A 21,424-nucleotide genomic window follows, 5' to 3' on the forward strand; every position below is an offset into this window, starting at 1 on the left:
ATCCTAAAAACCGCAGTTCAAACCACGGCGACACGGCGGGCACAGCGAAAATCCTCAGCATTTCAGGATTTAATCGCTCACCCAAAGGGTGATTCATGAATTCATTGCAAGTCATCTTTTTTACGCTGTCCCTCTTCAGGGAGGCTTCGCGCTGTTCGCCGTGTTCGCTGTGGTCAACTGCTTTTTCTAGGATCAGGCAAACGGTTGAGCGGCGCCACTGAACAGGTTGGTGAACAGCCGGCGTTCCCGGCTTTCGATACAGTCGAGAAACTCGCTGGCGTCGCCCATGTGGCGGAAGGCAGCAAATCCGTTTTCCAGAAAGGCTTGCAGATCGCCGAGTCCGGCGAGGTGCGTCGGGCCGCGCATCAGCTTGAGCAGGGTGTTGAGCAGGGTTTTCCGGGACAGTTTTTCCAGGGCTTTACCGGTATTGCGGATGAGCATGATCTGCCGCTCACGCTCCGGGCGGCGGCCGACGCAACGGTAGGCGGCGGCATAGGCCGCTTCGTCGATGTGCTCGATGCTTCCGGCGCGCTCCAGTTCAACAACCATGGCGGCGTCCAGCAGTTCACTCAGGGCGTCGACTTCGATGGCCAGCGAGAGGGTTTGCAGGGCAGAGAACGGCAGCAGGCTGATCAGCAAGGGCAGAATCCGTTCGACTTCTTCATCGCGGCTGCTGAAATCCTTCGGGCCGTAGAGGTCGGAGAGAAAGAACTGCGCCGCCTGACCAAAACGTTCGCTGGCCAGCAGGTCGGCGTAGGTGTGGGCCAGGCGCCCGGCCTGCCACTCGCGCAGGAACAGGCGCTGGCGTGCGGTCGCTGGCGCTGCATTGGCCTGCCGCCGCAACCTTTTCGCCGTCTGCAGATGCTGGCGCAGCGCCTCGGTGCACGCCAGCTTCTCGTCTTTTAGTCCTGAATTATCCATGGCGACGAATTATGCACGGCTGGTGAAACTTCATTCATAAAAATTCACCTGGCGAGTAGCCGGGCGGCGGCATACACTCAAAACGAATAGAACAGGAAGCCTTGGAGAGAGCATGAACCTTAAATCCGCAGTTGGATGTGATGCCAATGTCGCAAGCCCTCATCCCCGGCCCTTCTCCCGCGGGGAGAAGGGTGCAAACCCCCTCTCCCCGCGGGAGAGGGTTGGGGTGAGGGCTACACACCGGTCAAACTTGGCTTGGCGGTCAATTAGCCTCTTTCAACTGCGGTTTTCAGCATGAATGATCGACTGGAAATGGTTTCGCTTGAATCCCGTTTTAGCCGTATCCGGCAGGCGGCGCGAAGCGATGCGAATCCGTCCGTCGAACAACGGGTGCGGCGTCTCAAAGTGCTTGAACGTGTGTTGCGTGACAACGCGGAAACCCTGGCCGCTGCGGTGAGTCGTGATTTCGGGAACCGTTCGCCGGTCGAGACGCGACTGCTTGAATTGTTCCCTTGCCATGAAGCGCTGGCTGATGCGATCGGGCAGCTGCGTCGCTGGATGCGTCCGCAACGGCGCAAGGTTTCGCTCTGGTTCCAGCCGGGAAGCGCCGAGGTGCGTTTTCAGCCGCTCGGCGCGGTGGGCATCATCGTGCCCTGGAACTACCCGATTTTCCTGGCTGTTGCGCCGCTCGTTGCAGCCTTGGCCGCCGGTAACCGGGCGCTGGTCAAGATGTCCGAATTTACTCCGGCGACGGCGCGCCTGTTTGCCGAGTTGATCGCCCGTAATTTTGCCGACGATGAAGTCTCGGTGGTCGAGGGCGATGCGTCTGTCGCTCAAGCCTTTTCCAGATTGCCCTTCGATCACTTGCTATTTACCGGGTCGACGCCGGTGGGTCATCACGTCATGTGCGCGGCGTCTGATAACCTGACGCCGGTAACGCTGGAACTCGGCGGCAAGTCGCCGGCGATCATCGGGAAAGCGGCGAATTTCGACAAAGCGGTTGAGCGGATCATCGTCGGCAAGGCGCTCAACGCCAGTCAGACCTGCATCGCGCCGGACTACGTGCTGTTGCCGGCCGGACGCGAACAGGCGTTCGTCGACACGGCACGCCGCGTAATGGCGCGTTGTTACCCCGATATTCAGAAGACCCCGGATTACACGACCATCATCAATGCGCGCCACTACGCCCGGCTTTGTGGATACATTGAGGATGCACGTGAACAAGGTGCTGAAATTATCGAACTGATACCCGGGGTGGCTGCCGATCCGCTGTCACGCCGCCTGCCACCGCTTGTTCTGCGCGGCGTTAATGATGGCATGCGCGTCATGCAGGAGGAGATCTTCGGGCCGCTGTTGCCGCTGATCCCTTATGGCGATCTCGATCAGGCGATTGCTTTCGTCAATGCGCGACCCAGGCCGCTGGCGCTTTATTACTTCGATACCGATTCGTCGCGCATCGACAAGGTACTCAATGAAACGGTTTCGGGCGGGGTGACGATCAATGACACCATTTTGCACATCGCGCAGGACGACCTGCCCTTCGGCGGCGTCGGGCCAAGCGGCATGGGTTGTTATCACGGGTTTGACGGCTTTCAGACGTTTTCGGCGAAGAAGGCTGTCTTCCGTCAGTCAAGGTTCTCCGGTATCGGCTGGTTCAAGCCACCATATGGGGCCTTGTTCGAGCGTCTGATGAAGGTGCTGTTGCGATGATGCAGAAAGTGAGTTGCTGATGCTTATCTCATGCTCAGAAGCTGTGAGGAAATGCCGAACACCCACCGCAGAGGCGCAAAGGCGCAGAGGTTTCGCAGAGAAAACCTTTAAAAACAATGGGGGTTCCTCTGCGTTTTCTCTGCGCCTTTGCGCCTCTGCGGTGGATTCTTGAAAATTTCATAGGTTCTCGGGAGGCCAGAACGTGTTTGATTATGTGATTGTTGGCGGCGGCTCGGCGGGGTGCGTGCTGGCCGCCCGGCTGAGCGAAGACGAGGATGTCACGGTGTGCCTGCTGGAGGCCGGCCCGCCGGATTGGCATCCGCTTATTCATATCCCGATGGGCATTCTCTGGTTGATGCGCAGCAAGGTGCTGAACTGGAATTTCACTACCCAGGGCGAGCCGGAAATGGGCGGGCGACGGATGTTCTGGCCGCGCGGACGCACCCTGGGCGGCAGCAGTTCGTCGAACGCCATGTGTTATTTGCGCGGCCATCCGGACGACTACGACCAATGGGCGGCCCTCGGCAATCCGGGCTGGTCGTTTGCCGAGGTCTTGCCTTGTTTCAAACGTTCGGAAAATCAGGAGCGCGGCGCTTCCGCGTTTCACGGCACCGGCGGGCCGCTGAACGTGGCCGATCTGCGCAGCCCCAGCCGCTTGACCCAAGCCTTCATCGAGGCCGGGCTGGAGGCCGGCTTGCCGTACAACAACGACTTCAATGGCGCGAATCCGGAAGGTGTCGGGCAGTTTCAGGTGACGCAGAAAAACGGTCGCCGCTGCAGCACGGCCCGTGCTTATCTGACGCCGGCCCGATCGCGCGCCAATCTGACGGTAATTACCGGGGCGCACGCGACGCGGGTAATCTTTGAGCAACACCGGGCGCTTGGCGTCGAATATCAGCATCGGGGGCGCTTGCAGCAGGTCGGCGCGCGTCGGGAAGTCATTCTGTCGGCCGGCGCCATCCAGAGTCCGCGCTTGCTGATGCTCTCAGGCGTAGGGGATGCCCGGCAACTGCAGCCGATCGGCATCGAACCCCATCATCATCTGCCGGGCGTCGGCCAGAACCTGCAGGACCACCTCGATGTGACGCTGGTGCAAGCCTGCACCCAGCCCATTTCCTACGGCATCACCTGGCGCAATGTCCTGCGTGGCGGGGTCGATCTGTTGCGCTACCTGGTTTCGGGGCGCGGAATGTTTACCACCAACGGTGCGGAAGCTTGTGGCGTGACGCGAAGCTCGCCTGATGAAGCCTTGCCTGACCTGCAGTTCCATTTCAGCCCCGGCAAGTTGCGCGACCACGGCCGTGACTTGGGATTCCTGTGCGGCGACGGTTATACGCTGCATGTGTGCAATCTGCGCCCCCGAAGTCGGGGCGAGATTCGTCTGCCCGACAGCGACCCGTTTGCCCCGCCCGCGATTCGTGCCAACTATCTTTCGCACCCGGAAGACATGGAGCACATGGTCCGAGGCTTCAAGCTGGCGCGCCGGATTCTCGCGGCCAAGGCCTTCACTGCGTATCGTGGCGCGGAAATCGTTCCGGGACGCGAAGTGCAGAGCGACGAAGAAATCCGGGACTTCATTCGCAACAAGGCGGAAACCATTTACCATCCGGTCGGTACGTGCAAGATGGGCAATGATCCGCTGGCCGTTGTCGATGCCCAATTGCGTGTGCACGGCCTGAGCGGCCTGCGCGTTGTCGATGCGTCGATCATGCCCTTGCTGGTCGGCGGCAACACCAACGCGCCGACGATCATGATTGCCGAAAAGGCTTCGGATATGATCAAGGCTTCGCGCCGGGATTGATCGGACGGCCGAACCTAGAAAAGCAGTTCGTCCACGAAAAACACCAAAAGCACGAAAAGAATCAAGCTCTTGATTTTGTTCGTGTCTTTCGTGATTTTCGTGGATAGATTGAGGTTTTTTGGCTGAATGGCCAGTATTGCCACCTTTCACGGTCTACGCAGTTTTCCTGTTTTTCGACTGCTTCTGAGGATTTATTACTTTCATGCTTGCCATCGCTCTTCGACTGTTTATCGTGCTTGAGCTGGCCGTCTATTCGACGCTGGCTCTGCACTATTTCGCTGCCACTCCGCTCGCTGCGGGCCTCTTCGCGCTGGCTGGCGTATTGGGTTTACGGCTGTGGATCACCGGCCTGACCTATGTTTTTACCTGGCTCCACCATTCGCCGTGGCCTCGTCTTGGGCCATGGCAGTCCGTCGCCATGTTTCTCGCTGAATATGCGGCATTTATCGTCAACTTCGTCCTGATTTCTCCTTTCGAGCGCTTGTGGATGGGAACTGATCGCCTGCGGCCGGACAGCGAGCGTCCGCCGGTATTGCTGATTCACGGCTTCGGCTGTTCGCGAGCGGCATGGTGGTGGATGCGCCGACGCCTTGAGGCCGCCGGCTGGACGGTGGCGACGATCAGCCTGGAGCCGATCTATACGAGTATCGAGAATTATGTGGAACCCGTCTCCCGGCGTATCGACGAGGTGCTCGCCGCAACCGGCGCCAAGCAAGTGATCCTGGTCGGGCACAGCATGGGCGGACTGGCGGCGCGTGCCTATCTGCGCCGAAATGGGGGGGCGAAAGTGGCCCGGCTGGTGACGCTGGGAACACCGCATGCGGGTAGCGAACTGGCAAAATTCGGGATAGGCGAGAACGCCCGCCAGATGACGCCGGGCAGTGCGTGGCTGGCGACTCTTGCCAGCGAAGCGCCGGCGATCGATACTTTGGTCATCTTCAGCTCGCATGACAACTACGTGATCCCGCAGTCGAACCTTGAATTGCCGGGCGCGCAGAACATGGCGATTGACGGGCTGGGGCATCTGTCCATGGTTTATTCGCCACGGGTGGCCGAAGCCTTGCTGGATGGGCTTGATCCAGTAAAGCGGGGCAACAAGGTTTGAACCTTAAAACCTCAGCTGACCGCGACAAATTGACCGCAAAGCCAGGTTTGACGGGGGGTCGCCCTCACCCCAACCCTCTCCCGCGGGGAGAGGGGGTTTGCACCCTTCTCCCTGCGGGAGAAGGGCCGGGGATGAGGGCTTGCGGCATTGGCATTACATCCAGCTGCGGTTTTTAGTTTGAATGAGAAGGTTCCGGAGGTGCTCATGAAATCATTCGTCACGACGGTTTTTCTGTTTTGTGCCTTGATGGTGCAGAGCGCAACGCTGCACGCGCAGGGCGTCTATGTAACCCCCGGCAAACAAGGCCCGGTTTTTTCCGACAAGCCGCAGGCTGGCGCCAAAGAGGTGTCCTTGCCGCCGCTCAACGTCGTGGCTCCGCCAGCGGCAGCCAGGACAGCCGCACCCAGCGCCGCAGCGGTGGCTAATAGTGACAGTGTCAAGCCCGATGCCACTGCTGTTGCCTACCGCAGTCTCGCTGTGGTTTCCCCTGAGAACAACGGCAGCGTCGTCGCCAATACCGCCATCTTCGAGGTGCGTGTTGCCGTCGATCCGCCGCTGCAACTGGGCGAAAGACACGCCTTTGTGGTCAGCATCAACGGTCGCCGGGTCGGCCAGCGCTTTACCGCGACCGAATTCATGATTCCCCCGGAGTTCTGGGGCGATGAGTTGCCGCCGCCCAACCAGAGCATGCAACTGGACGCGAGTATTGTTGACGGTGATGGTCGGGTGCTGAAAAAGGCCGCGCCGATCCGGTTTTTCATGCGCCATGCCACGCTTCGGAACCACCCCAAGCCGCGCATACTGTTGCTGCCGGTTGTTCCGCCGATAGCGCCGATAGCGCCCATAGCGAAGCCGCCGCCGGCCAAGGACTCAGCGGTCGGGGCGATGATCAGATAGTCGGCGAAACGATGGGCTGCGAGGCGCGTCAATCGGCTGTTCTGGCCTTGCATGCCTGGAGACCCGCATGAACATTGGCTGGCGCGACATATGCCTTGGAGATGCCCGTATTCATTGCCTTGCAGACTGGTATCCGCTGAGAAAACCTGCGCTCCCGCAAGATTCTGTCAGGCAAACCCCGGCAACAAGAGCGTCTGCTGCTGCGCATGAAGGGGTTCCAGCGTTCCCTGAAACAGGGCTTCGATGACCGGCGGTTCGCGCCAGCGTTCGTTCATGAAGTGGAGGCCGATTTCCTCGACCAGCGCGCCCTTCCAGTAGTGGTCGGAAACTTCGTTGAGTGTCGACAGGGTGAGGCTGTGCGGCAGGCGCAGGTAATCGAGCCAGCTCGAATCGTGAAACGAGACGACGTAAGGCCCTTTGCTGTGCGCGCAAACCAGGTATTTGCCAAAGACACGGCCGGGATGCTTGGCGCGGAAATTCTCGGCATCGACGCGCGTGGCAAACAGCAGCAATGCGTGCAGGCGGCTGGGGAAGTGGTTGTAGAGGCGCTGCCGGTAGTATTCGAGATGGTATTCGGCGAAATAATTCTGCACCGTGGTGAATTGGTCTTCGGGCAACGAGGTGCCGAAGGGGTTGCCGGTGAGCACGTCCCAGCCTGGCAACTCGGCATCCGGTTCCAGCCAGGCAAAAAGCTCCAGTGTCACGCTGTCTTTGATCAGGTGGTCCATGATGTTTTCAGGATTGTTGTTGGCCCCATTTTGACCCTTCATCGGGCTTTGTCCAAATTTGTATTGAGTCAAAATATTCGTCATTCCGGGCTTGACCCGGAATCCAGTGATGCACCTCTGGATTCCGGGTCAAGCCCGGAATGACGGGCTACCCATCGGTTTTGCCGTGACTGACTACTAGCCTGCTAGCCGATGGCCCTCGCCACTTCCAGCAGCAAGCGCACCGCGCCGGCCATGAGCAGGGCGCTGACCAGGGAGATCGACACCGAGACCCAGGCTTCCTTGCGCCCCAGCGTCTTGAGCATCACCGCGAAAGTCGATAGGCAGGGGACGTAAAAAGTCAGGAAAACGAGGAAGGTGAAAATCTGCACATGATCGAGCAGCGGCATGATTTCCAAGGTACCGAGTGCCTGGTAGATCATCAGCAGCGACAGTTCCTTGCGCAGTACGCCGAACAGGATGGGGACGCCGAGGACGACCGGCAAACCGAGCCACCAGGAGGTTATCGGGATCAGCGCGGTGTTGATCAGCGCATCGGCGCCAAAGTGGCTGAGCAGCGCCAGAACGATGCTGCCGATGACCAGCAGCGGCGTGACGATGGTGACGATATCTTCGGTCCGCTCCCAGGTCTTGCGCCATACTTTTCCCCACACCGGCAGCGCGTAGGGCGGGATTTCCTGAACCATGCCCGGTGCGCTATCGGAGTAGCGACGCGCCAGCAATTTGCCGAGCAGGGCAATGACGATCAGCGTGAGCATGAAAATCGAGAACACGCCGAGGCCGCCGAGATACTTGCCGCCGATGGCCAGGATGATCGCCGAACGCGCCGAGCAGGGAACGAAGGTGATCAGGATGGCCGATACCACGCGTTCGCGTCGCGATCCCGTGGTGGCGGCGGCAGAAATGGCCGGGACATTGCAGCCGAGTCCGATCAGGAAGGGAACCGCGACCCCGCCGTGCAAGCCGATGCGGTGAAAGCCGCGGTCGACAACGAAGGCGACACGATGCATGACCCCGGATTCTTCCAGTGTGACCAGTAGCAGGACCAGCGGCAGCATGTAGGGAGCGACGATGCCGACCAGTCCGACCAGGCCGTCGGCGACGGCACGGCCGACGACGCCGGCGGTCGATGCCGGCTCCCATTGCTGCACCCAGTTGGCCAGCCGCGCCGAAGTCCAGGAGTCGAGGAACGCGCTCATTTCGAAGACGATCAGCAGCACCAGGGCGAAAACCAGCAGGCTGCCGAGCAAACCCCAGCGCGGGTGCAGGAACAATTCGTCGAGCCAGCGCCGCCAGCCTTCGCCGGAGTCGACGCCACGCGGGCTGCTGACGGCTTCGAATAGCAGCGCCGCACGATGGTGACGGTCGGCGTGCAACTCGTCGGAGAGCGGGCGTGGCAGCGTCTGTTCCGCCTGCGTTCTGGCCAGCGCTATTTCGGGCACCAGGGCCGGGAAGTGGGTGCTCAGGGCGTGCAGGAAATAGTCGTCGTTTTCGGCCAGTTGCGAGAGCAGGAGCGCGCGCGGCACCTGAAAGACCTCTTCGATTTCGGGGCGGGAAATCACCGCCTTCAGCGGTTTCAGGCTTTCGGCGATATGTCGGGTAGGCGGTTGCGGCAAGGGGCAGGTATTCTTCCGCGCCACATCAAGAACCGCCTCGAAGAGCTCCAGTATGCCCTTTCCCATGTGGGCGATGGTCGGGATGACGGGTGCGCCCAGCCGTTCGCTGAGTGCTTGCACGTTGATGAAGAGACCCTTCTTCCGGGCTTCGTCGACCCGATTCAGGGCGATCACCAGGGGGCGGCCGAAAAGGCTCAACTCAAGGCAAAGCTCGATATCCTTTTCGAGCGCCGTGGCGTCGACCACCTGAATCAGGACATCCGGAGCCGGGAAGTCGGCATCCTCATTGTGCACTTCGTGCGGTGCAACGAGCGGCCATTGATCGCCCCACAACAGGTACATGAGGACGACCTGATCGTGGGCGCTCAGATGATGCAGGGAGTCGATCGACGGCAGATCGACCAGCGCGATCTGGTCGAGCCCGACGTCAACCACGCATTCCTGGTAAGCCCCGCCAACGCCGGCCAGACGTTCATGACGCGCCACCGGGCTGGAGGCATCGTCGAAAATGGTGCTTTTGCCGACACCATAACGGCCGATCAGCGCCACGCGCGGTCGCCGCTCGCCGCGCAGCAGCGGGCCGTGCAGCGGGATCGTCTGCACTGCGGAAGTGGATTTGGTGCCTGACTGGGCCATTGGTTAGCGCACCGGGATGTGGTCCCGATCCGGCCTCAGGGCAGGATCGACGTGGGCCATCAGGTTGAGGACGCGATGCCGCTGGATGACCCGATGCCTGACATGGACGGCAATCTCGTGTCCGGCCTCGACGGTTTGGGTGGCCTCCACTTCGAGGTGGGCGTCGACGACGATCAGGTCGCCCATCTTGCGCGTGCGCAGTTCGTGCACGCCCAGTACTCCGGGGGTTTCGCTGATGGTTTGGCGAATGGCCTGCACTTCAAGGTCATCGGCCGAGCGGTCCATGAGGTCGTGCAACGCATCCCAACTGAAGGTCCAGCCCATCCGGCTGACCATGAAGCCGACGATCAAGGCGGCAATCGGGTCAAGGATCGGATAGCCGGCCAGATTGCCGATGATGCCCAGTCCAACCACCAGCGAGGAGGCTGCGTCGGAGCGCGCATGCCAGGCATTGGCCACCAGCATGCTGGATTTGACGCGTTTGGCCACCGCCAGCATGTAGCGAAACAGGAGTTCCTTTACCAGCAGCGCACCACCGGCGACCCACAACGCCGCGATATGCACCGTCGGCACGCTGGCGGGCGCTTCCAGCTTTTTGAACGCCGACCACAGCATGCCGACGCCGACGGCCAGCAACAGCACGCCGATGGCCAGCGAAGCCGCCGTTTCAAAACGGTGATGTCCGTAGGGATGGTCCTTGTCGGCCGCCTTCTGGCTGTGGTGGTTGGCGAAGAGAACGACAAAATCGGCGACCAAGTCCGACAGCGAATGAATGCCGTCGGCAATCAAACCCTGCGATCTGGCGAAAACGCCGGCCGCAATCTGGGTGATCGTCAGCAGGAGATTGACGGCGACGCTGACCCAGGTGCTTTTCGATGCGGCGGCAGCGCGCATGGTGGCGCTATGTTCTGCATCTTCGTTGTCGTCATCAAGTTCGGTGAACTGCAAAGTGATTGTCCTTGTCTCACGCCTGTCAGGCCGCAACAGAGCGCTGGTGTCGATGGTCTGGTTGGGGGAAATAACCCTAAAAACCGCAGTTCAAACCACGGCGACACGGCGGACACAGCGAAATGCCCCAGTTTTTCAGCATTTAATGGCTCACCAAAAGGGTGATTCATGAAAACATTACAAGCCATTGTTTTTCCGTTGCGTTCGCCGTGTTCGCCGTGGTCAACTGCCTTTTCCAGGATATCCGGCCTGTCAGGGGCTGCGTACTTGAGCGTGCCGCGTCTGGAGCCAGAGTACAAGGAGATGCTGGACTCGATCTGCACAGACCAATGTCAATTTAACACCAAAACCTGATCGTACAAACCCTCATCAGAGCACTGGTAATGCGCATTGCCGAAGGGTATTGGGAGGTGGTGCGTTATTCTTATGCCTTGAGCCATTCATCTGCTGGCAAAGCTACCGATGCCCCCCTCCTCTCGCCGCACGCTGTTGCAGGCCCTGACTTTTTCCTTGCTGATTCATGGCGCGCTCTTGCTGAGTATTGAGCGCATGTATCCGCTGCGGCTGGATTTGCCGGCAACGACGATCAATGTGGTGGTGAGTCGCGACCGCCGTGGCGAGCCAGCGAAGCCGGCCACAAAGCCGCTTGCTGAGCCTGTAAAGCCTTCTGTGCCGGTCGTGCGCAAGGCAGTGACACCACGGATTGCTGTTCCAGCGCCTTCTCCAGTCAGCGCATTCTCAGAGCCGCCGGATCAACAGGCGGTGCGTGATGCCGCGCCTCCGTCGTCTTCAGCGGGCCTTGCAGCCAAGGCCGGAGCCGGCTCAGAGCCGGCGCGCGAGGGCGTCAGCGCCGATGATATGCGCCAGTACCGCCTGTCGCTGGCAACGGCGGCACGACGCTTCAAGCGCTATCCGGCGCTGGCTCGTGAGCGCGGGTGGGAGGGTACGGTTGAAGTGGCGCTCAACATTAATGCAAGATCACCGCTGCCGGAGGTTTTGCTGGTTCGATCGAGCGGTCGTGGCGTTCTTGACGAGCAGGCGCTGGAAACGATTGCGCAGGCGGCGCGAGTAACGACCCTGCCCGAAGGCCTGAAGGGGCGTGATATGCGGGTTCCCTTGTCGATAAAGTTCAGCCTGGATGAGAGTCAGTAGCGGATCAGTAACGGATCAGTAACGGATCAGTAACCCGCAGACGGCGTCAGATCGTCTTCATGAAATTCGAAACGGCCGGCACGGCGGTCGGCAAAATAGGCCTTGAGGCACAGCGTAACGCTGCGGAAGGCGAGTTCTTCCCACGGGATGTCGGCTTCGGAAAAAAGTACCGTTTCGAGACTCTCCGCTCCGGCGGCATAGTCAGTGTCGAGCAGCCGTCCGCGATAGAACAGGTGCACCTGGTTGATGTACGGCACATTGACCAGCGAGAAAAGATCGTCGATTTCAATTCGCGCGCAGGCTTCTTCGAGCGTTTCACGCAAGGCGGCCTAGGTTGTCGATTCGCCATTTTCCATGAAGCCGGCGGGCAGCGTCCACAGCCCGTAGCGCGGTTCGATGGCGCGGCGACAGAGCAGGATATCGCCCTCCCATTCGGCGACGCAGCCGACAACGAGCTTCGGATTCAGGTAATGGATCGTTCCGCAATGCTGACAGACATGGCGCGGCAGCGAGTCGCCAGGCGGGACGCGGAGTTCAACCGTTGCGCCGCACAGGTTGCAGTAGTTCATGACGTGGAGTCCTTGTTCATCGTTCGGATTCTATACGATAGGTGCAGTGCGGGTGCCGGGCGGTGGTGTTTATTCGGTAATTTTTCTGACTGCATTTTTTATTTCCCACAGGGCGCCATCACGCTTTAAGATGCCGAGTTCAGCATAAATAAAGAACAAGCGTATCTTCAGCACGGCATGGCAGGGAGAGGTTGAATGTTTCTGATCATCGGCTACGTCATCATTCTGATTTCGGCACTCGGAACCTATGCGGTTCACGGGAGCCTGGCGGCCTTGTGGGTGCCCCTCGAATACATCGCCATCGTGGGTTTGACGATCGGTGGCTTCGTGGCCGGAAACGATATCAAGGTCATCAAATCGACGGTTGGCGCCCTGCCCGGTCTCTTCAAGGGCTCGAAATTCAGCAAGACGCTTTATGTCGACTTGCTGGCCATGCTGTTCGAGGTGTTGGCCAAGGTGCGCAAGGAGGGCTTGATGTCGATCGAGAACGACGTCGAGAACCCGCACGAGAGCCCGATCTTCGGCAAGTATCCCGCACTGTCGAGCGATCATCACGTCATGGAGTTCATTACCGACTATCTACGGATGATGGTCGGCGGCAACCTCAATGCCCTTGAAATCGAAAACCTGATGGATATCGAAATCGAGACGCACCACCATGAAGTGATGGTTCCCGGACACATCATGGCCAAACTGGGGGATGCAACCCCCGCCTTCGGTATTGTCGTGGCCGTGATGGGTGTGGTCAACGTCATGGGCTCGGTCGGCGAACCACCGGCGGTGCTGGGCAAGATGATCGGTGGCGCGCTGGTCGGCACCTTCCTTGGCATCCTGATTTCCTACGGCTTTATTACGCCGGTCGCGACCTTGCTTGAGCAGAAGGCCGAAGAAGGCTCCAAAATTTATCAGGTGATCAAGGTGGTTCTTCTGGCGTCAATGTCGGGCTACGCGCCACAGGTGGCGGTCGAGTTCGGACGCAAGGTACTTTTCTCGGGTGACCGTCCTACCTTCATTGAGCTTGAGACCGAACTGAAGAGTCGCAAGGGTAAATAATGGCCTGGCCTGAGGCGACCCAATGAGTGATGATGTCCGACCGATAGTCATCAAACGCATCAACAAGGTAGCCGGTGGTCACCACGGCGGGGCATGGAAGATCGCCTACGCCGACTTTGTGACCGCCATGATGGCTTTCTTCCTTCTCATGTGGCTACTTGGCTCAACGGCCACTGGTGATCTCAAGGGCATTGCCGATTACTTCACCAATCCGGTCAAGGTCAGCATGTCGGGCGGATCGGGGGCAGGTGACGCGACGAGCATTCTCAAGGGCGGCGGCAAGGATCTGACCAGCAGCGCTGGCCAGGTCAAGCGTGGTGAACTGGAACCCAAGAAAAAGGCAGCCACGATCAGGGAAGCCAAAGCTGAAGCGCGCAAGGAGTTCGAGCAACGTGAGAAAACGGCGCTTAACGAGCTAAAAGCGAACATCGAGAAGCTCATCGACAGCAATCCGGTGCTCAGGCAGTTCAAGAACCAGTTGCTGATCGACGTCACCACAGAGGGGCTGCGCATCCAGATCATCGATGAGAAGAACCGCCCGATGTTCGACACCAGCAGCGCTGAACTCAAGCCCTATTCCAAGGTGATTCTGCGCGAGATCGGCAGGGCCTTGAACGCCGTGCCCAACAAGGTCAGCTTTTCCGGACACACCGATGCGGCGCAGTTCGGTGATGGCGAGAAAGGATTCTCCAACTGGGAACTGTCGGCCAATCGGGCGAACGCGTCGCGCCGCGAAATGATTGCCGGAGGCATGGACGAAAACAAGGTTTTGCGTGTCGTTGGCCTGTCCTCGACCGTGCTGTACGACAAGAACGACCCCTTGAGTTCGGCCAATCGACGCATCAATATCGTCGTGCTGAACAAGCGAACCGAAGAAGCCATGCTGCAGGAAGACGGAAATGCCACGGTCGATATGGCCGATATGGCTAACGAAACGGATGCCGAAACCTTGATTGCGCCGGCAAAACCCGACGCCAGGAATTGAGTTGCCGGGTCTTAGGCGACCGGCCAGGGCTGTCGTGGGGTTTGCTCACCTTGGTTCGCCGTGGAAAATCGAGGGATCTGATTGATGATTGAACAAAAGCCTGCCTGGAACAAGGTGCCAGCCCTGCGCGATTCAACTGATCGCGAATTCGCTTTTACTGCAGCGGATTTCGAGCGTGTGCGCAAGCTGATCTACGAACATGCCGGCATTTCCCTCTCGGCCGCCAAGCAGGATATGGTGTATAGCCGTCTGGCGCGCCGTTTGCGCGAAACCCGGCTGAACTCTTTTTTCGAGTACCTGACGCTGCTGGAGCGCGGCGACAAGAACGAATGGGAGAAATTCGTCAATTCGCTGACCACCAATCTCACTTCATTTTTTCGCGAACCGCATCATTTCCCGATTCTTGCCGAGCATCTGAAGAAGCTGCATGGGCGTTCACCGATCAAGATCTGGTGTTCGGCTGCATCGACCGGAGAAGAGCCCTACAGTATCGCCATGACAGCGGTTGAAGCCTTCAACAGTTTTAACGTACCGGTGTCCATCGTGGCCTCCGATCTGGATACCAATGTGCTGGCTACCGCAGCGAAAGGAGTTTATCCGCTGGATCGTGTCGACAAGCTCTCTGGCGAGCGATTGAACCGGTTTTTCCTGAAAGGCTCGGGCGCGCAGGAGGGGCTCTTTACCGTCCGTCCGGAATTGCGTCGCCTGATCAGTTTTCAGCGGCTGAATTTGCTGGAGCCCAACTGGTCGGTTCGCGGTCCATTCGATGCCCTTTTCTGTCGAAACGTCATGATTTATTTTGACAAGCCGACTCAGTACAAGATCCTGTCGCGTTTTGCCCCCTTGATCGGTGACAACGGTCTTCTTTTTGCCGGGCATTCGGAGAGTTTCATGCACGCCGCCGATTTGTTCCGGTCACAGGGAAAAACCGTGTATGAACTCGCGTCCAGGCCGCGCTGAGATGCCCAAAGCAGCGACTGCGCCAGGCAGCAGGGTGGCACGACCGGTGGCCAACGGCAGCAAGATCATATTTATCGGTGCATCGACGGGCGGGACGGAGGCGGTCAAGAACTTTTTGCTGGGCATCCCGCCAGATTGCGTGCCGATCATGGTCGTGCAGCACATGCCGGAGACGTTTACCGCTTCGTTCGCTGCCCGCCTGAACAGCCTTTGTCAACCACGCGTAATAGAAGCCCAAGGCGGTGAGTCGCTCGAATCGGGTACAGTGTATGTTGCCCCCGGTCATTCACACCTGACGATCAGGCGTCGTGCGTCGGGTTACATCACCGAGCTGTTGAAAACGCCGCCATTCAATCGCCACCGCCCTTCGGTGGACGTGCTTTTCGACTCGGCGGCCGACGTTGTCGGGAGCAACGCAATCGGGGTTATTCTCACCGGCATGGGCAAGGACGGTGCCAACGGCCTGCTCCGCATGCGAATGGCAGGTGCACGCACCTTCGGTCAGGATGAGGCGAGCTGTATCGTCTATGGGATGCCGCGTGAGGCGGCGATGGTTGGTGCAGTCGAAGAAGTCGCCAGCCTGGATGCGCTATCCCGGCGAGTTCTCTCGGTTCTTGGCAGGACAGGCCCATCATGATCACTGGTGAATGCATTGAGACACTGAGAAATCTGACGGAACTGGCTCCAGGCCGCCTGATTTTAGGCATTCAGGCAAGATTTGGCTAAAGACAAGACCGGTTTGGTCGTAGTCCATAATTGGATAGCTGTGATGAGGACAGGTGATTAGCCTCGGCAATGATCGACAACAAGCCGGATTGCACCCTCATGGCGGGCCTATGAGTTTTCAACAAGAACCAGGTTTGATGCGCTATTGAGCCCTTTTTTTCTGCAGATGTTTATGGTGAAATGCCCCTTGTTCGATTAAGATGTACTGGTAAAGTGGTAATGTTATTACCCAGGAGGGAGTTCAGGCATGTCAGAGTTGCTGAAGAATATTGATGCTCGTACAAAGCTCGCCGGCACCAACAAGCTGGAGATTTTGCTGTTTTCGCTCGGCACCAATTCGAACACGGGGCGAAGGGAAACTTTTGGCATCAACGTTTTCAAGGTGCGTGAAGTCATGCGTACGCCGGCGATTACTTCGGCACCTGAAATGCCTTCATCGGTCGAGGGGATGGTCAGTCTGCGTGGCGTTCTGGTTCCGGTTGTCGACCTGGCTCGCTATGCCGGCGTGGCCACCGAAACGCCACGCTCGATCATGATTGTTACGGAGTACGCAGGGCATACCCAGGGCTTTCTGGTTGAGGGGGTTGATACCATTCTTCGCCTGGACTGGAGTCAGATGAAGGTCCCACCAGATATGTTGCTGGCCGAGATGGGCGGGCTGGTTACGGCGGTTACCGAGTTGCCCGATGGTCGACTGGTGATGATGCTGGACGTTGAAAAGGTGCTTTCCCAAACGACGAATTACGACGAGGAAAGCGTTTACCGCAAGATCAAGCCACTCAACAACCCGAATTTGACGGTTTACTTTGCCGACGACTCGGTGGTGGCGCGCAAGCAGATAACACGCGCTCTCGAGGCGATGAACGTCAAGTACGTCGGCGCGACAAATGGTCTCGAAGCCTGGAAAGAGCTCGATAAAATCGCCAACCTTGCCGAGTCTTCCGGCCAGAATATCACTGATCTCGTCAGTCTGGTTCTGACCGATGTCGAGATGCCGGAAATGGATGGATATATCCTGACCAAGAGAATCAAGACTGATCCGCGTTTTGCCGGTGTGCCGGTAATCATGCATTCGTCTCTGTCCGGGATGTCCAATCAGCAACTCGGCAAGTCGGTGGGTGTGGATGAATATGTACCCAAATTTGAAGCGCTGAAACTTTCGGAAGTGCTCACGCGGCGCTTGCTGGGGTAGTTTCCCGTTATTCAGCCTAAAACCTGAAACAGTAGTGATCTCGTTGGAGTATAACGATGACGATGGACTTGGTGGAAAAGAGAAGCCTGCTCGATAGCGTCGATGCCAGAACAAAGTTGGCTGGCTCCAACAAGATGGAGATTTTGCTGTTTTCGCTGGGAACGCGGGAGACTTTCGGGATCAACGTGTTCAAGGTGCGCGAAGTGGGGCGGACGCCGCATATCACCAAAACGCCGAATATGCCACGCGGCGTCGAAGGATTGGTTTCCCTGCGTGGCAACGTCATTCCTGTGCTCTCGCTGGTCAATTTTCTGGATCATAAGGATAAGCCGGTCGAGCGTGGCAAGACCATGATGGTTGCCGAATACTCCAAGCGCACGCTCGGTTTTCTGGTGCATGACGTCGACCGCATCATCCGGGTTGACTGGGACAAAGTCAGAGCCCCGGAAAGCATTCTGTCGTCGAATCAGGGGCTCATTACGGCCATTACCGAGCTTGAGAACGGTACTTTGGTATCGCTTCTCGACGTCGAGCAGATTCTCGCCAATGCGTTTGGCGAGGCGATCATTGTCGACATAACTCCGGCACAGGTTGACGAAAATACGACGGTGTTTTTCGTCGATGATTCGATCGTCGCCCGACGCAAGATTGTGGAAGTGCTGGACAAGCTCGGTGTCAAGCACAAACATGCCACCAATGGCCTGGAAGCATGGACCCGTTTGCAGGGGTTGGCCACGCATGCACAGCAGACGGGCTCTTCGCTACGTGATGAGGTCCGCCTCATTCTCGTTGATGCGGAAATGCCGGAGATGGACGGCTACGTACTCACCAAGCACATCAAGGCCGATGCACGTTTCGTCGGCATCCCGGTCATCATGCACTCTTCGCTCTCTTCAGAGGCCAACAAGGCCATGGGACAGGCGGTAGGTGTCGATGCCTACGTGGCCAAGTTTGATGCCGAGATATTGTCTGACACGCTGCGCCCAATGCTCGAACGATAAGAAGAAACACAGGAGTAATTAAAGAATGGCTGATCCGAAGTTGAGAATTCTGGTAGTCGATGATTTTTCTACGATGCGCCGTATTGTCAGAAACCTGCTCAAGGAGTTGGGTTTTACCAATGTTGACGAGGCAGAAGATGGTGCGATTGCTCTGCAGAAACTCCAGGGCGGAGGATTCGAATTCGTCGTGACTGACTGGAATATGCCGAATATGGACGGCCTGCAGTTGCTGCAGGCGATTCGTTCGACGCCAACCCTGAAACATTTGCCCGTGATGATGATTACGGCCGAAGCAAAAAAGGAAAACATCATTGCCGCCGCCCAGGCCGGGGCCAGCGGTTACATCGTAAAGCCTTTTACTGCGGCGACGCTGGCCGAGAAGCTGCAGAAAATATTTGACAAGATGGGTGTTTGAGATGAGCGACGCTAATACATCCGGGGATTCGAACGAACTTGAGGCTTTGTTCAACAGCATTGCCAGTGGTGTTGCAATTACAGCGCCGCCGCCCGCCCCTAAGTCCGCTCCGGTTGCGGAAAGCCGGCCTTCGCCTATGCAGCAGTTGCGTGAAAGCGAAGGTTCAACCGACGACTCGCAAGATTTGCAGGCCTTGTTTGATTCAATAGCCGAGAAGAGGCCAGCCGATAGCGCAAGCCCCCCCGATCGCAATTCAGGTTCGACTGAGGAATCGGGTGAGTGGCCGGTTCAAGGCAAGGTATTCCTCCAGGTCGGACAGATGGCCAGGCAGTTGCATGACACCTTGGGTGGTCTGGGCTACGACAAGCTGATTGAAAGTACCGTCGCTGCGCTTCCTGATGCCAAGGACAGGCTGGCTTACATCGCCAACCTAACCGAGCAGGCGGCGTGCAAGGTGTTGAACGCCACCGATATCGCCAATCCCTTGCAGGATGAACTGGAAGCCGGAGCGACCTTGCTCGGCTCGAAGTGGGACGCACTGTTCGCCAACAGGATGGGGGTCGAAGAGTTCAAGGTTCTGGCTGCGGAAACACGTACCTTCCTCAAGAATGCCGTGCCGCAGCGAACCGCAGCGACCAAGGAGCAGTTGCTGGAAATCATGATGGCGCAGGACTTTCAGGATCTGACCGGTCAGGTAATCAAGAAAGTGATTGCGGTTGCGCAGGAACTGGAGTCGCAACTGATGAACGTGCTCATTGAAACGATGCCGGGAGAGAAACGTACCGAGTCCGTCAATACTTTGCTCAACGGCCCGGTAATCAATGCCGCTGGGCGTACTGACGTCGTCGGAAGTCAGCAGCAGGTCGACGATCTGCTCGACAGCCTGGGGTTCTAGGGGGTTCAACATGAGTGATTTTTCGGGAATGGAAGACCTGCTGCAGGATTTCTTGCAGGAAGCCAGCGACCTTCTATCTGACGTAGACAACAAACTGGTCGATCTGGAGAGAAGTCCGGACGATCATCGTTTGCTTAACGATATCTTTCGCGGCTTTCACACCATCAAGGGCGGGGCGGGCTTCCTTAACGCCACTGAACTGGTGACGCTTTGCCATTTGACAGAGAACCTTTTTGACCAGTTGCGAAACGCCCAGATGCATCTGACGCCGGAGTTGATGGATACCATCATGGCGGCGACTCAAGGTGTTCGCAACATGTTTGGCGAACTGTCCCAGGCTTCGCTGCCGCGCCCGGCGCAGCCGGAAGTGATCGCCGCCTTGCGCGCAGCGCTTGAAGGCGAGGTGCATACCGAGCCGGTCGCGGCGGCCGTTATTTTTGATGTGCCCACGGTTGAGCCACCGGCGCAGGTTGCGCCAGAGTCTGCTGCCAGTGACGGTGACGAGCCTGATTGGCAGATTTTTCACGGCGCGGTGACCGGCCAGCCAGTTCCGGTGACAGTTCCGGTGACAGATCCGCTGCCAAAACCCGCTTCTTCCGCTGTCGCGCAGATTGAATCGGGCAATGCCGTTGCTTCTGCTGCTCAGATGACACCCCACTTCCCGCCAGAGGGTCGACGTGTGACCGACAAGCCAGGCGTCGCTGTCTCGGGAGCGATTTCGGGTCGGCGTGTCGAAGAAAAAGCCGCTGCACGTGAATCGACGATTCGCGTCGATACCGCTCGTCTGGATCAGGTGCTTAACCTCTCCGGCGAAATTGGTCTGACTAAAAACCGCTTGACCAGCCTGCGTGCCGACATTCTCGCCGGGCGCAATGATTCAGAGACCTTGCATGCTCTCGATCAGGCCGTCAGCCAGCTCGATCTGCTGGTCTCCGATCTGCAAAATTCCGTCATGAAAACCCGGATGCAGCCGATCGGGCGTTTGTTCCAGAAGTATCCACGGATTGCTCGCGACCTTGCCCGACAGTTGGGCAAGGATGTCGAACTGGCGCTTATCGGTGAGGAAACCGAGGTCGACAAGACGATGATCGAGGATCTGGCCGATCCCTTGGTACACCTCGTTCGCAATGCGGTTGACCATGGCATTGAAACACCGGATGAGCGCCTGGCCGCAGGCAAGCCAGCCAAGAGTGTCGTTCGGCTCGAAGCACGCCAGGAAGGCGATCACATCGTCCTGATCATTGCCGATGACGGTCGCGGGATGAGTCCTGAACGTATCCGTGCAAAGGCGATCGAAAAGGGCATTATCAGTGAGGAAGCAGCCAATACGCTGGATGACAGGCAGAGCCTCAATCTGATCTTCCTGCCCGGATTTTCCACCATGGCGCAGGCCTCGGCAGTTTCTGGTCGTGGCGTGGGCATGGATGTGGTCAAAACCAACATCCAGAAACTCAACGGTTCGGTCGAGATCCGTTCCGAGCCCGGCAAAGGTTCTGTCTTCATTATTTCGCTGCCACTGACGCTGGCAATTCTTCCGGTTCTGCTCGTCCTGCTTGGCGATCAGCCATTCGCCCTGCCACTTTCGATGGTTCGTGAAATATTGCCCATCGATAAAAGCAAGATGCAGGAGGTGGGCGGCAAGGAAACCCTGGTCGTGCGTGGCGAAGTATTGCCTGTCGTTGCGCTTTCTCTCCTGCTCGGCTGGCCGCAGTTGCAAACACCCGAATACGGCGTGCTGATGCAGACTGCGGAGCGCAGCTTCATTCTCTCGGTTGATAGTTTTGCCGGGCGGGATGATGCGGTAATCAAGTCGCTGGACGACTTCAGGCCGCGTGGCGTGGCCGGTGTGACGACACTTTCAAATGGTCAGATCGTGCTGATTCTGGACATGAAAGAGTTGCTGGCCGATCTGAATGCGCTCATTGAACGGGATTCCGGCACCAAACAGTCGAAGTCGCTAGCGCTTTCCTTATAAATCACAGTAAAAACAAGTCACTAGACAGGGAGCTTCGGCTCCCTGTCTTTTTTTGTACGCCAGCAACGACTGTTGTAGCCGCGCTACTATTCTAGAATCAATGTAAATAAAACCTCATACCTCTTTATTTTTTATAGTT

Annotated in this window: 18 protein-coding genes and 1 pseudogene; 14 read left to right on the forward strand and 5 right to left on the reverse strand. The window is 58.1% G+C overall.

What is annotated here, in order from left to right; all coding sequences use genetic code 11:
• Window positions 1-192: 192 nt before the first annotated feature.
• Window positions 193-921, reverse strand: a complete 729-nt coding sequence (locus tag ACOYNV_RS04860; RefSeq protein WP_422898622.1) for an FFLEELY motif protein — start codon at window positions 919-921, stop codon at window positions 193-195.
• Between the two features lie 294 nt (window positions 922-1,215).
• Here ACOYNV_RS04860 and ACOYNV_RS04865 point away from each other — a divergent pair, with 294 nt between their 5' ends.
• From ACOYNV_RS04865 to ACOYNV_RS04880, 4 genes are all read left to right on the forward strand, one after another.
• A complete protein-coding gene (locus tag ACOYNV_RS04865) occupies window positions 1,216-2,631 on the forward strand; it encodes a coniferyl aldehyde dehydrogenase (RefSeq protein ID WP_422898623.1) in 1,416 nt (471 codons plus the stop codon).
• Between the two features lie 202 nt (window positions 2,632-2,833).
• Window positions 2,834-4,432 (forward strand): GMC family oxidoreductase, encoded by a 1,599-nt coding sequence (locus ACOYNV_RS04870; RefSeq protein WP_422898624.1) that lies wholly within the window; start codon window positions 2,834-2,836, stop codon window positions 4,430-4,432.
• A gap of 202 nt (window positions 4,433-4,634) precedes the next feature.
• Entirely contained in the window at window positions 4,635-5,537 is a 903-nt protein-coding gene (locus tag ACOYNV_RS04875) for a lipase family alpha/beta hydrolase (RefSeq protein ID WP_422898625.1), read from the forward strand.
• A 204-nt stretch (window positions 5,538-5,741) separates the two neighbouring features.
• Window positions 5,742-6,434: a hypothetical protein gene (locus tag ACOYNV_RS04880; protein ID WP_422898626.1), complete on the forward strand. Its 693-nt coding sequence runs from the start codon at window positions 5,742-5,744 to the stop codon at window positions 6,432-6,434.
• Between the two features lie 167 nt (window positions 6,435-6,601).
• Here ACOYNV_RS04880 and ACOYNV_RS04885 read toward each other — a convergent pair whose 3' ends face one another.
• The 3 genes from ACOYNV_RS04885 to ACOYNV_RS04895 form a co-directional block, all read right to left on the reverse strand.
• On the reverse strand, window positions 6,602-7,204 hold the full coding sequence (locus ACOYNV_RS04885) for a hypothetical protein (protein WP_422898627.1): 603 nt from the start codon (window positions 7,202-7,204) through the stop codon (window positions 6,602-6,604).
• 143 nt (window positions 7,205-7,347) lie between these two features.
• Window positions 7,348-9,414, reverse strand: coding sequence for a FeoB small GTPase domain-containing protein (locus ACOYNV_RS04890; RefSeq protein WP_422898628.1), 2,067 nt, complete (start codon window positions 9,412-9,414; stop codon window positions 7,348-7,350).
• Window positions 9,415-9,417: 3 nt separating this feature from the next.
• Window positions 9,418-10,362, reverse strand: a complete 945-nt coding sequence (locus ACOYNV_RS04895; protein ID WP_422898629.1) for a cation diffusion facilitator family transporter — start codon at window positions 10,360-10,362, stop codon at window positions 9,418-9,420.
• Window positions 10,363-10,824: 462 nt separating this feature from the next.
• On the opposite strand from ACOYNV_RS04895, the gene ACOYNV_RS04900 reads away from it, so the two are divergent.
• Window positions 10,825-11,514, forward strand: a complete 690-nt coding sequence (locus ACOYNV_RS04900) for a TonB family protein (RefSeq protein ID WP_422898630.1) — start codon at window positions 10,825-10,827, stop codon at window positions 11,512-11,514.
• 26 nt (window positions 11,515-11,540) lie between these two features.
• On the opposite strand, the pseudogene ACOYNV_RS04905 reads toward ACOYNV_RS04900, so the two are convergent.
• Window positions 11,541-12,083 (reverse strand): annotated as a pseudogene (locus tag ACOYNV_RS04905) (NUDIX hydrolase).
• A 195-nt stretch (window positions 12,084-12,278) separates the two neighbouring features.
• On the opposite strand from ACOYNV_RS04905, the gene motA reads away from it, so the two are divergent.
• The 9 genes from motA to ACOYNV_RS04950 all read left to right on the forward strand — a co-directional run bounded on the left by motA (window position 12,279) and on the right by ACOYNV_RS04950 (window position 21,285).
• The gene (motA, locus tag ACOYNV_RS04910; RefSeq protein WP_422898631.1) at window positions 12,279-13,136 is read left to right on the forward strand and encodes a flagellar motor stator protein MotA; all 858 of its coding nucleotides are present in this window, start codon (window positions 12,279-12,281) and stop codon (window positions 13,134-13,136) included.
• A 22-nt stretch (window positions 13,137-13,158) separates the two neighbouring features.
• Window positions 13,159-14,121, forward strand: coding sequence for a flagellar motor protein MotB (motB, locus tag ACOYNV_RS04915; RefSeq protein WP_422898632.1), 963 nt, complete (start codon window positions 13,159-13,161; stop codon window positions 14,119-14,121).
• A gap of 84 nt (window positions 14,122-14,205) precedes the next feature.
• Window positions 14,206-15,081 carry a CheR family methyltransferase gene (locus tag ACOYNV_RS04920; RefSeq protein ID WP_422898633.1) on the forward strand — a complete coding sequence of 292 codons (876 nt, stop codon included), beginning with the start codon at window positions 14,206-14,208 and terminating at the stop codon, window positions 15,079-15,081.
• Complete coding sequence (locus ACOYNV_RS04925) at window positions 15,056-15,718, forward strand: chemotaxis protein CheB (RefSeq protein WP_422898634.1); 663 nt, start codon at window positions 15,056-15,058, stop codon at window positions 15,716-15,718. Before ACOYNV_RS04920 ends, ACOYNV_RS04925 begins: the two co-directional genes overlap by 26 nt.
• A 336-nt stretch (window positions 15,719-16,054) precedes the next feature.
• On the forward strand, window positions 16,055-16,999 hold the full coding sequence (locus tag ACOYNV_RS04930) for a chemotaxis protein (protein ID WP_422898635.1): 945 nt from the start codon (window positions 16,055-16,057) through the stop codon (window positions 16,997-16,999).
• 62 nt (window positions 17,000-17,061) lie between these two features.
• Window positions 17,062-18,000, forward strand: coding sequence for a chemotaxis protein (locus tag ACOYNV_RS04935; protein ID WP_422898682.1), 939 nt, complete (start codon window positions 17,062-17,064; stop codon window positions 17,998-18,000).
• A 25-nt stretch (window positions 18,001-18,025) separates the two neighbouring features.
• Complete coding sequence (gene cheY, locus ACOYNV_RS04940) at window positions 18,026-18,415, forward strand: chemotaxis response regulator CheY (RefSeq protein WP_422898636.1); 390 nt, start codon at window positions 18,026-18,028, stop codon at window positions 18,413-18,415.
• Window position 18,416: 1 nt separating this feature from the next.
• Window positions 18,417-19,310, forward strand: coding sequence for a protein phosphatase CheZ (gene cheZ, locus ACOYNV_RS04945; protein ID WP_422898637.1), 894 nt, complete (start codon window positions 18,417-18,419; stop codon window positions 19,308-19,310).
• A gap of 10 nt (window positions 19,311-19,320) precedes the next feature.
• Entirely contained in the window at window positions 19,321-21,285 is a 1,965-nt protein-coding gene (locus ACOYNV_RS04950; RefSeq protein ID WP_422898638.1) for a chemotaxis protein CheA, read from the forward strand.
• Window positions 21,286-21,424: the final 139 nt, after the last annotated feature.

Origin of the sequence: Propionivibrio sp. (assembly GCF_049316945.1) — a bacterium.
In the GTDB taxonomy this organism is placed as follows: Bacteria; Pseudomonadota; Gammaproteobacteria; order Burkholderiales; family Rhodocyclaceae; genus Propionivibrio.

Coding starts and splice junctions, on each gene's coding strand:
- ACOYNV_RS04890 (WP_422898628.1), bottom strand. CDS start 9,414: ATGGCCCAGTCAGGCACCAAATCCACTTCCGCAGTGCAGACGATCCCG.
- ACOYNV_RS04900 (WP_422898630.1), top strand. CDS start 10,825: ATGCCCCCCTCCTCTCGCCGCACGCTGTTGCAGGCCCTGACTTTTTCC.
- motB (WP_422898632.1), top strand. CDS start 13,159: ATGAGTGATGATGTCCGACCGATAGTCATCAAACGCATCAACAAGGTA.
- ACOYNV_RS04865 (WP_422898623.1), top strand. CDS start 1,216: ATGAATGATCGACTGGAAATGGTTTCGCTTGAATCCCGTTTTAGCCGT.
- ACOYNV_RS04920 (WP_422898633.1), top strand. CDS start 14,206: ATGATTGAACAAAAGCCTGCCTGGAACAAGGTGCCAGCCCTGCGCGAT.
- ACOYNV_RS04925 (WP_422898634.1), top strand. CDS start 15,056: ATGAACTCGCGTCCAGGCCGCGCTGAGATGCCCAAAGCAGCGACTGCG.
- ACOYNV_RS04885 (WP_422898627.1), bottom strand. CDS start 7,204: ATGAAGGGTCAAAATGGGGCCAACAACAATCCTGAAAACATCATGGAC.
- ACOYNV_RS04930 (WP_422898635.1), top strand. CDS start 16,055: ATGTCAGAGTTGCTGAAGAATATTGATGCTCGTACAAAGCTCGCCGGC.
- cheZ (WP_422898637.1), top strand. CDS start 18,417: ATGAGCGACGCTAATACATCCGGGGATTCGAACGAACTTGAGGCTTTG.
- ACOYNV_RS04880 (WP_422898626.1), top strand. CDS start 5,742: ATGAAATCATTCGTCACGACGGTTTTTCTGTTTTGTGCCTTGATGGTG.
- cheY (WP_422898636.1), top strand. CDS start 18,026: ATGGCTGATCCGAAGTTGAGAATTCTGGTAGTCGATGATTTTTCTACG.
- ACOYNV_RS04860 (WP_422898622.1), bottom strand. CDS start 921: ATGGATAATTCAGGACTAAAAGACGAGAAGCTGGCGTGCACCGAGGCG.
- ACOYNV_RS04935 (WP_422898682.1), top strand. CDS start 17,062: ATGGACTTGGTGGAAAAGAGAAGCCTGCTCGATAGCGTCGATGCCAGA.
- motA (WP_422898631.1), top strand. CDS start 12,279: ATGTTTCTGATCATCGGCTACGTCATCATTCTGATTTCGGCACTCGGA.
- ACOYNV_RS04875 (WP_422898625.1), top strand. CDS start 4,635: ATGCTTGCCATCGCTCTTCGACTGTTTATCGTGCTTGAGCTGGCCGTC.
- ACOYNV_RS04950 (WP_422898638.1), top strand. CDS start 19,321: ATGAGTGATTTTTCGGGAATGGAAGACCTGCTGCAGGATTTCTTGCAG.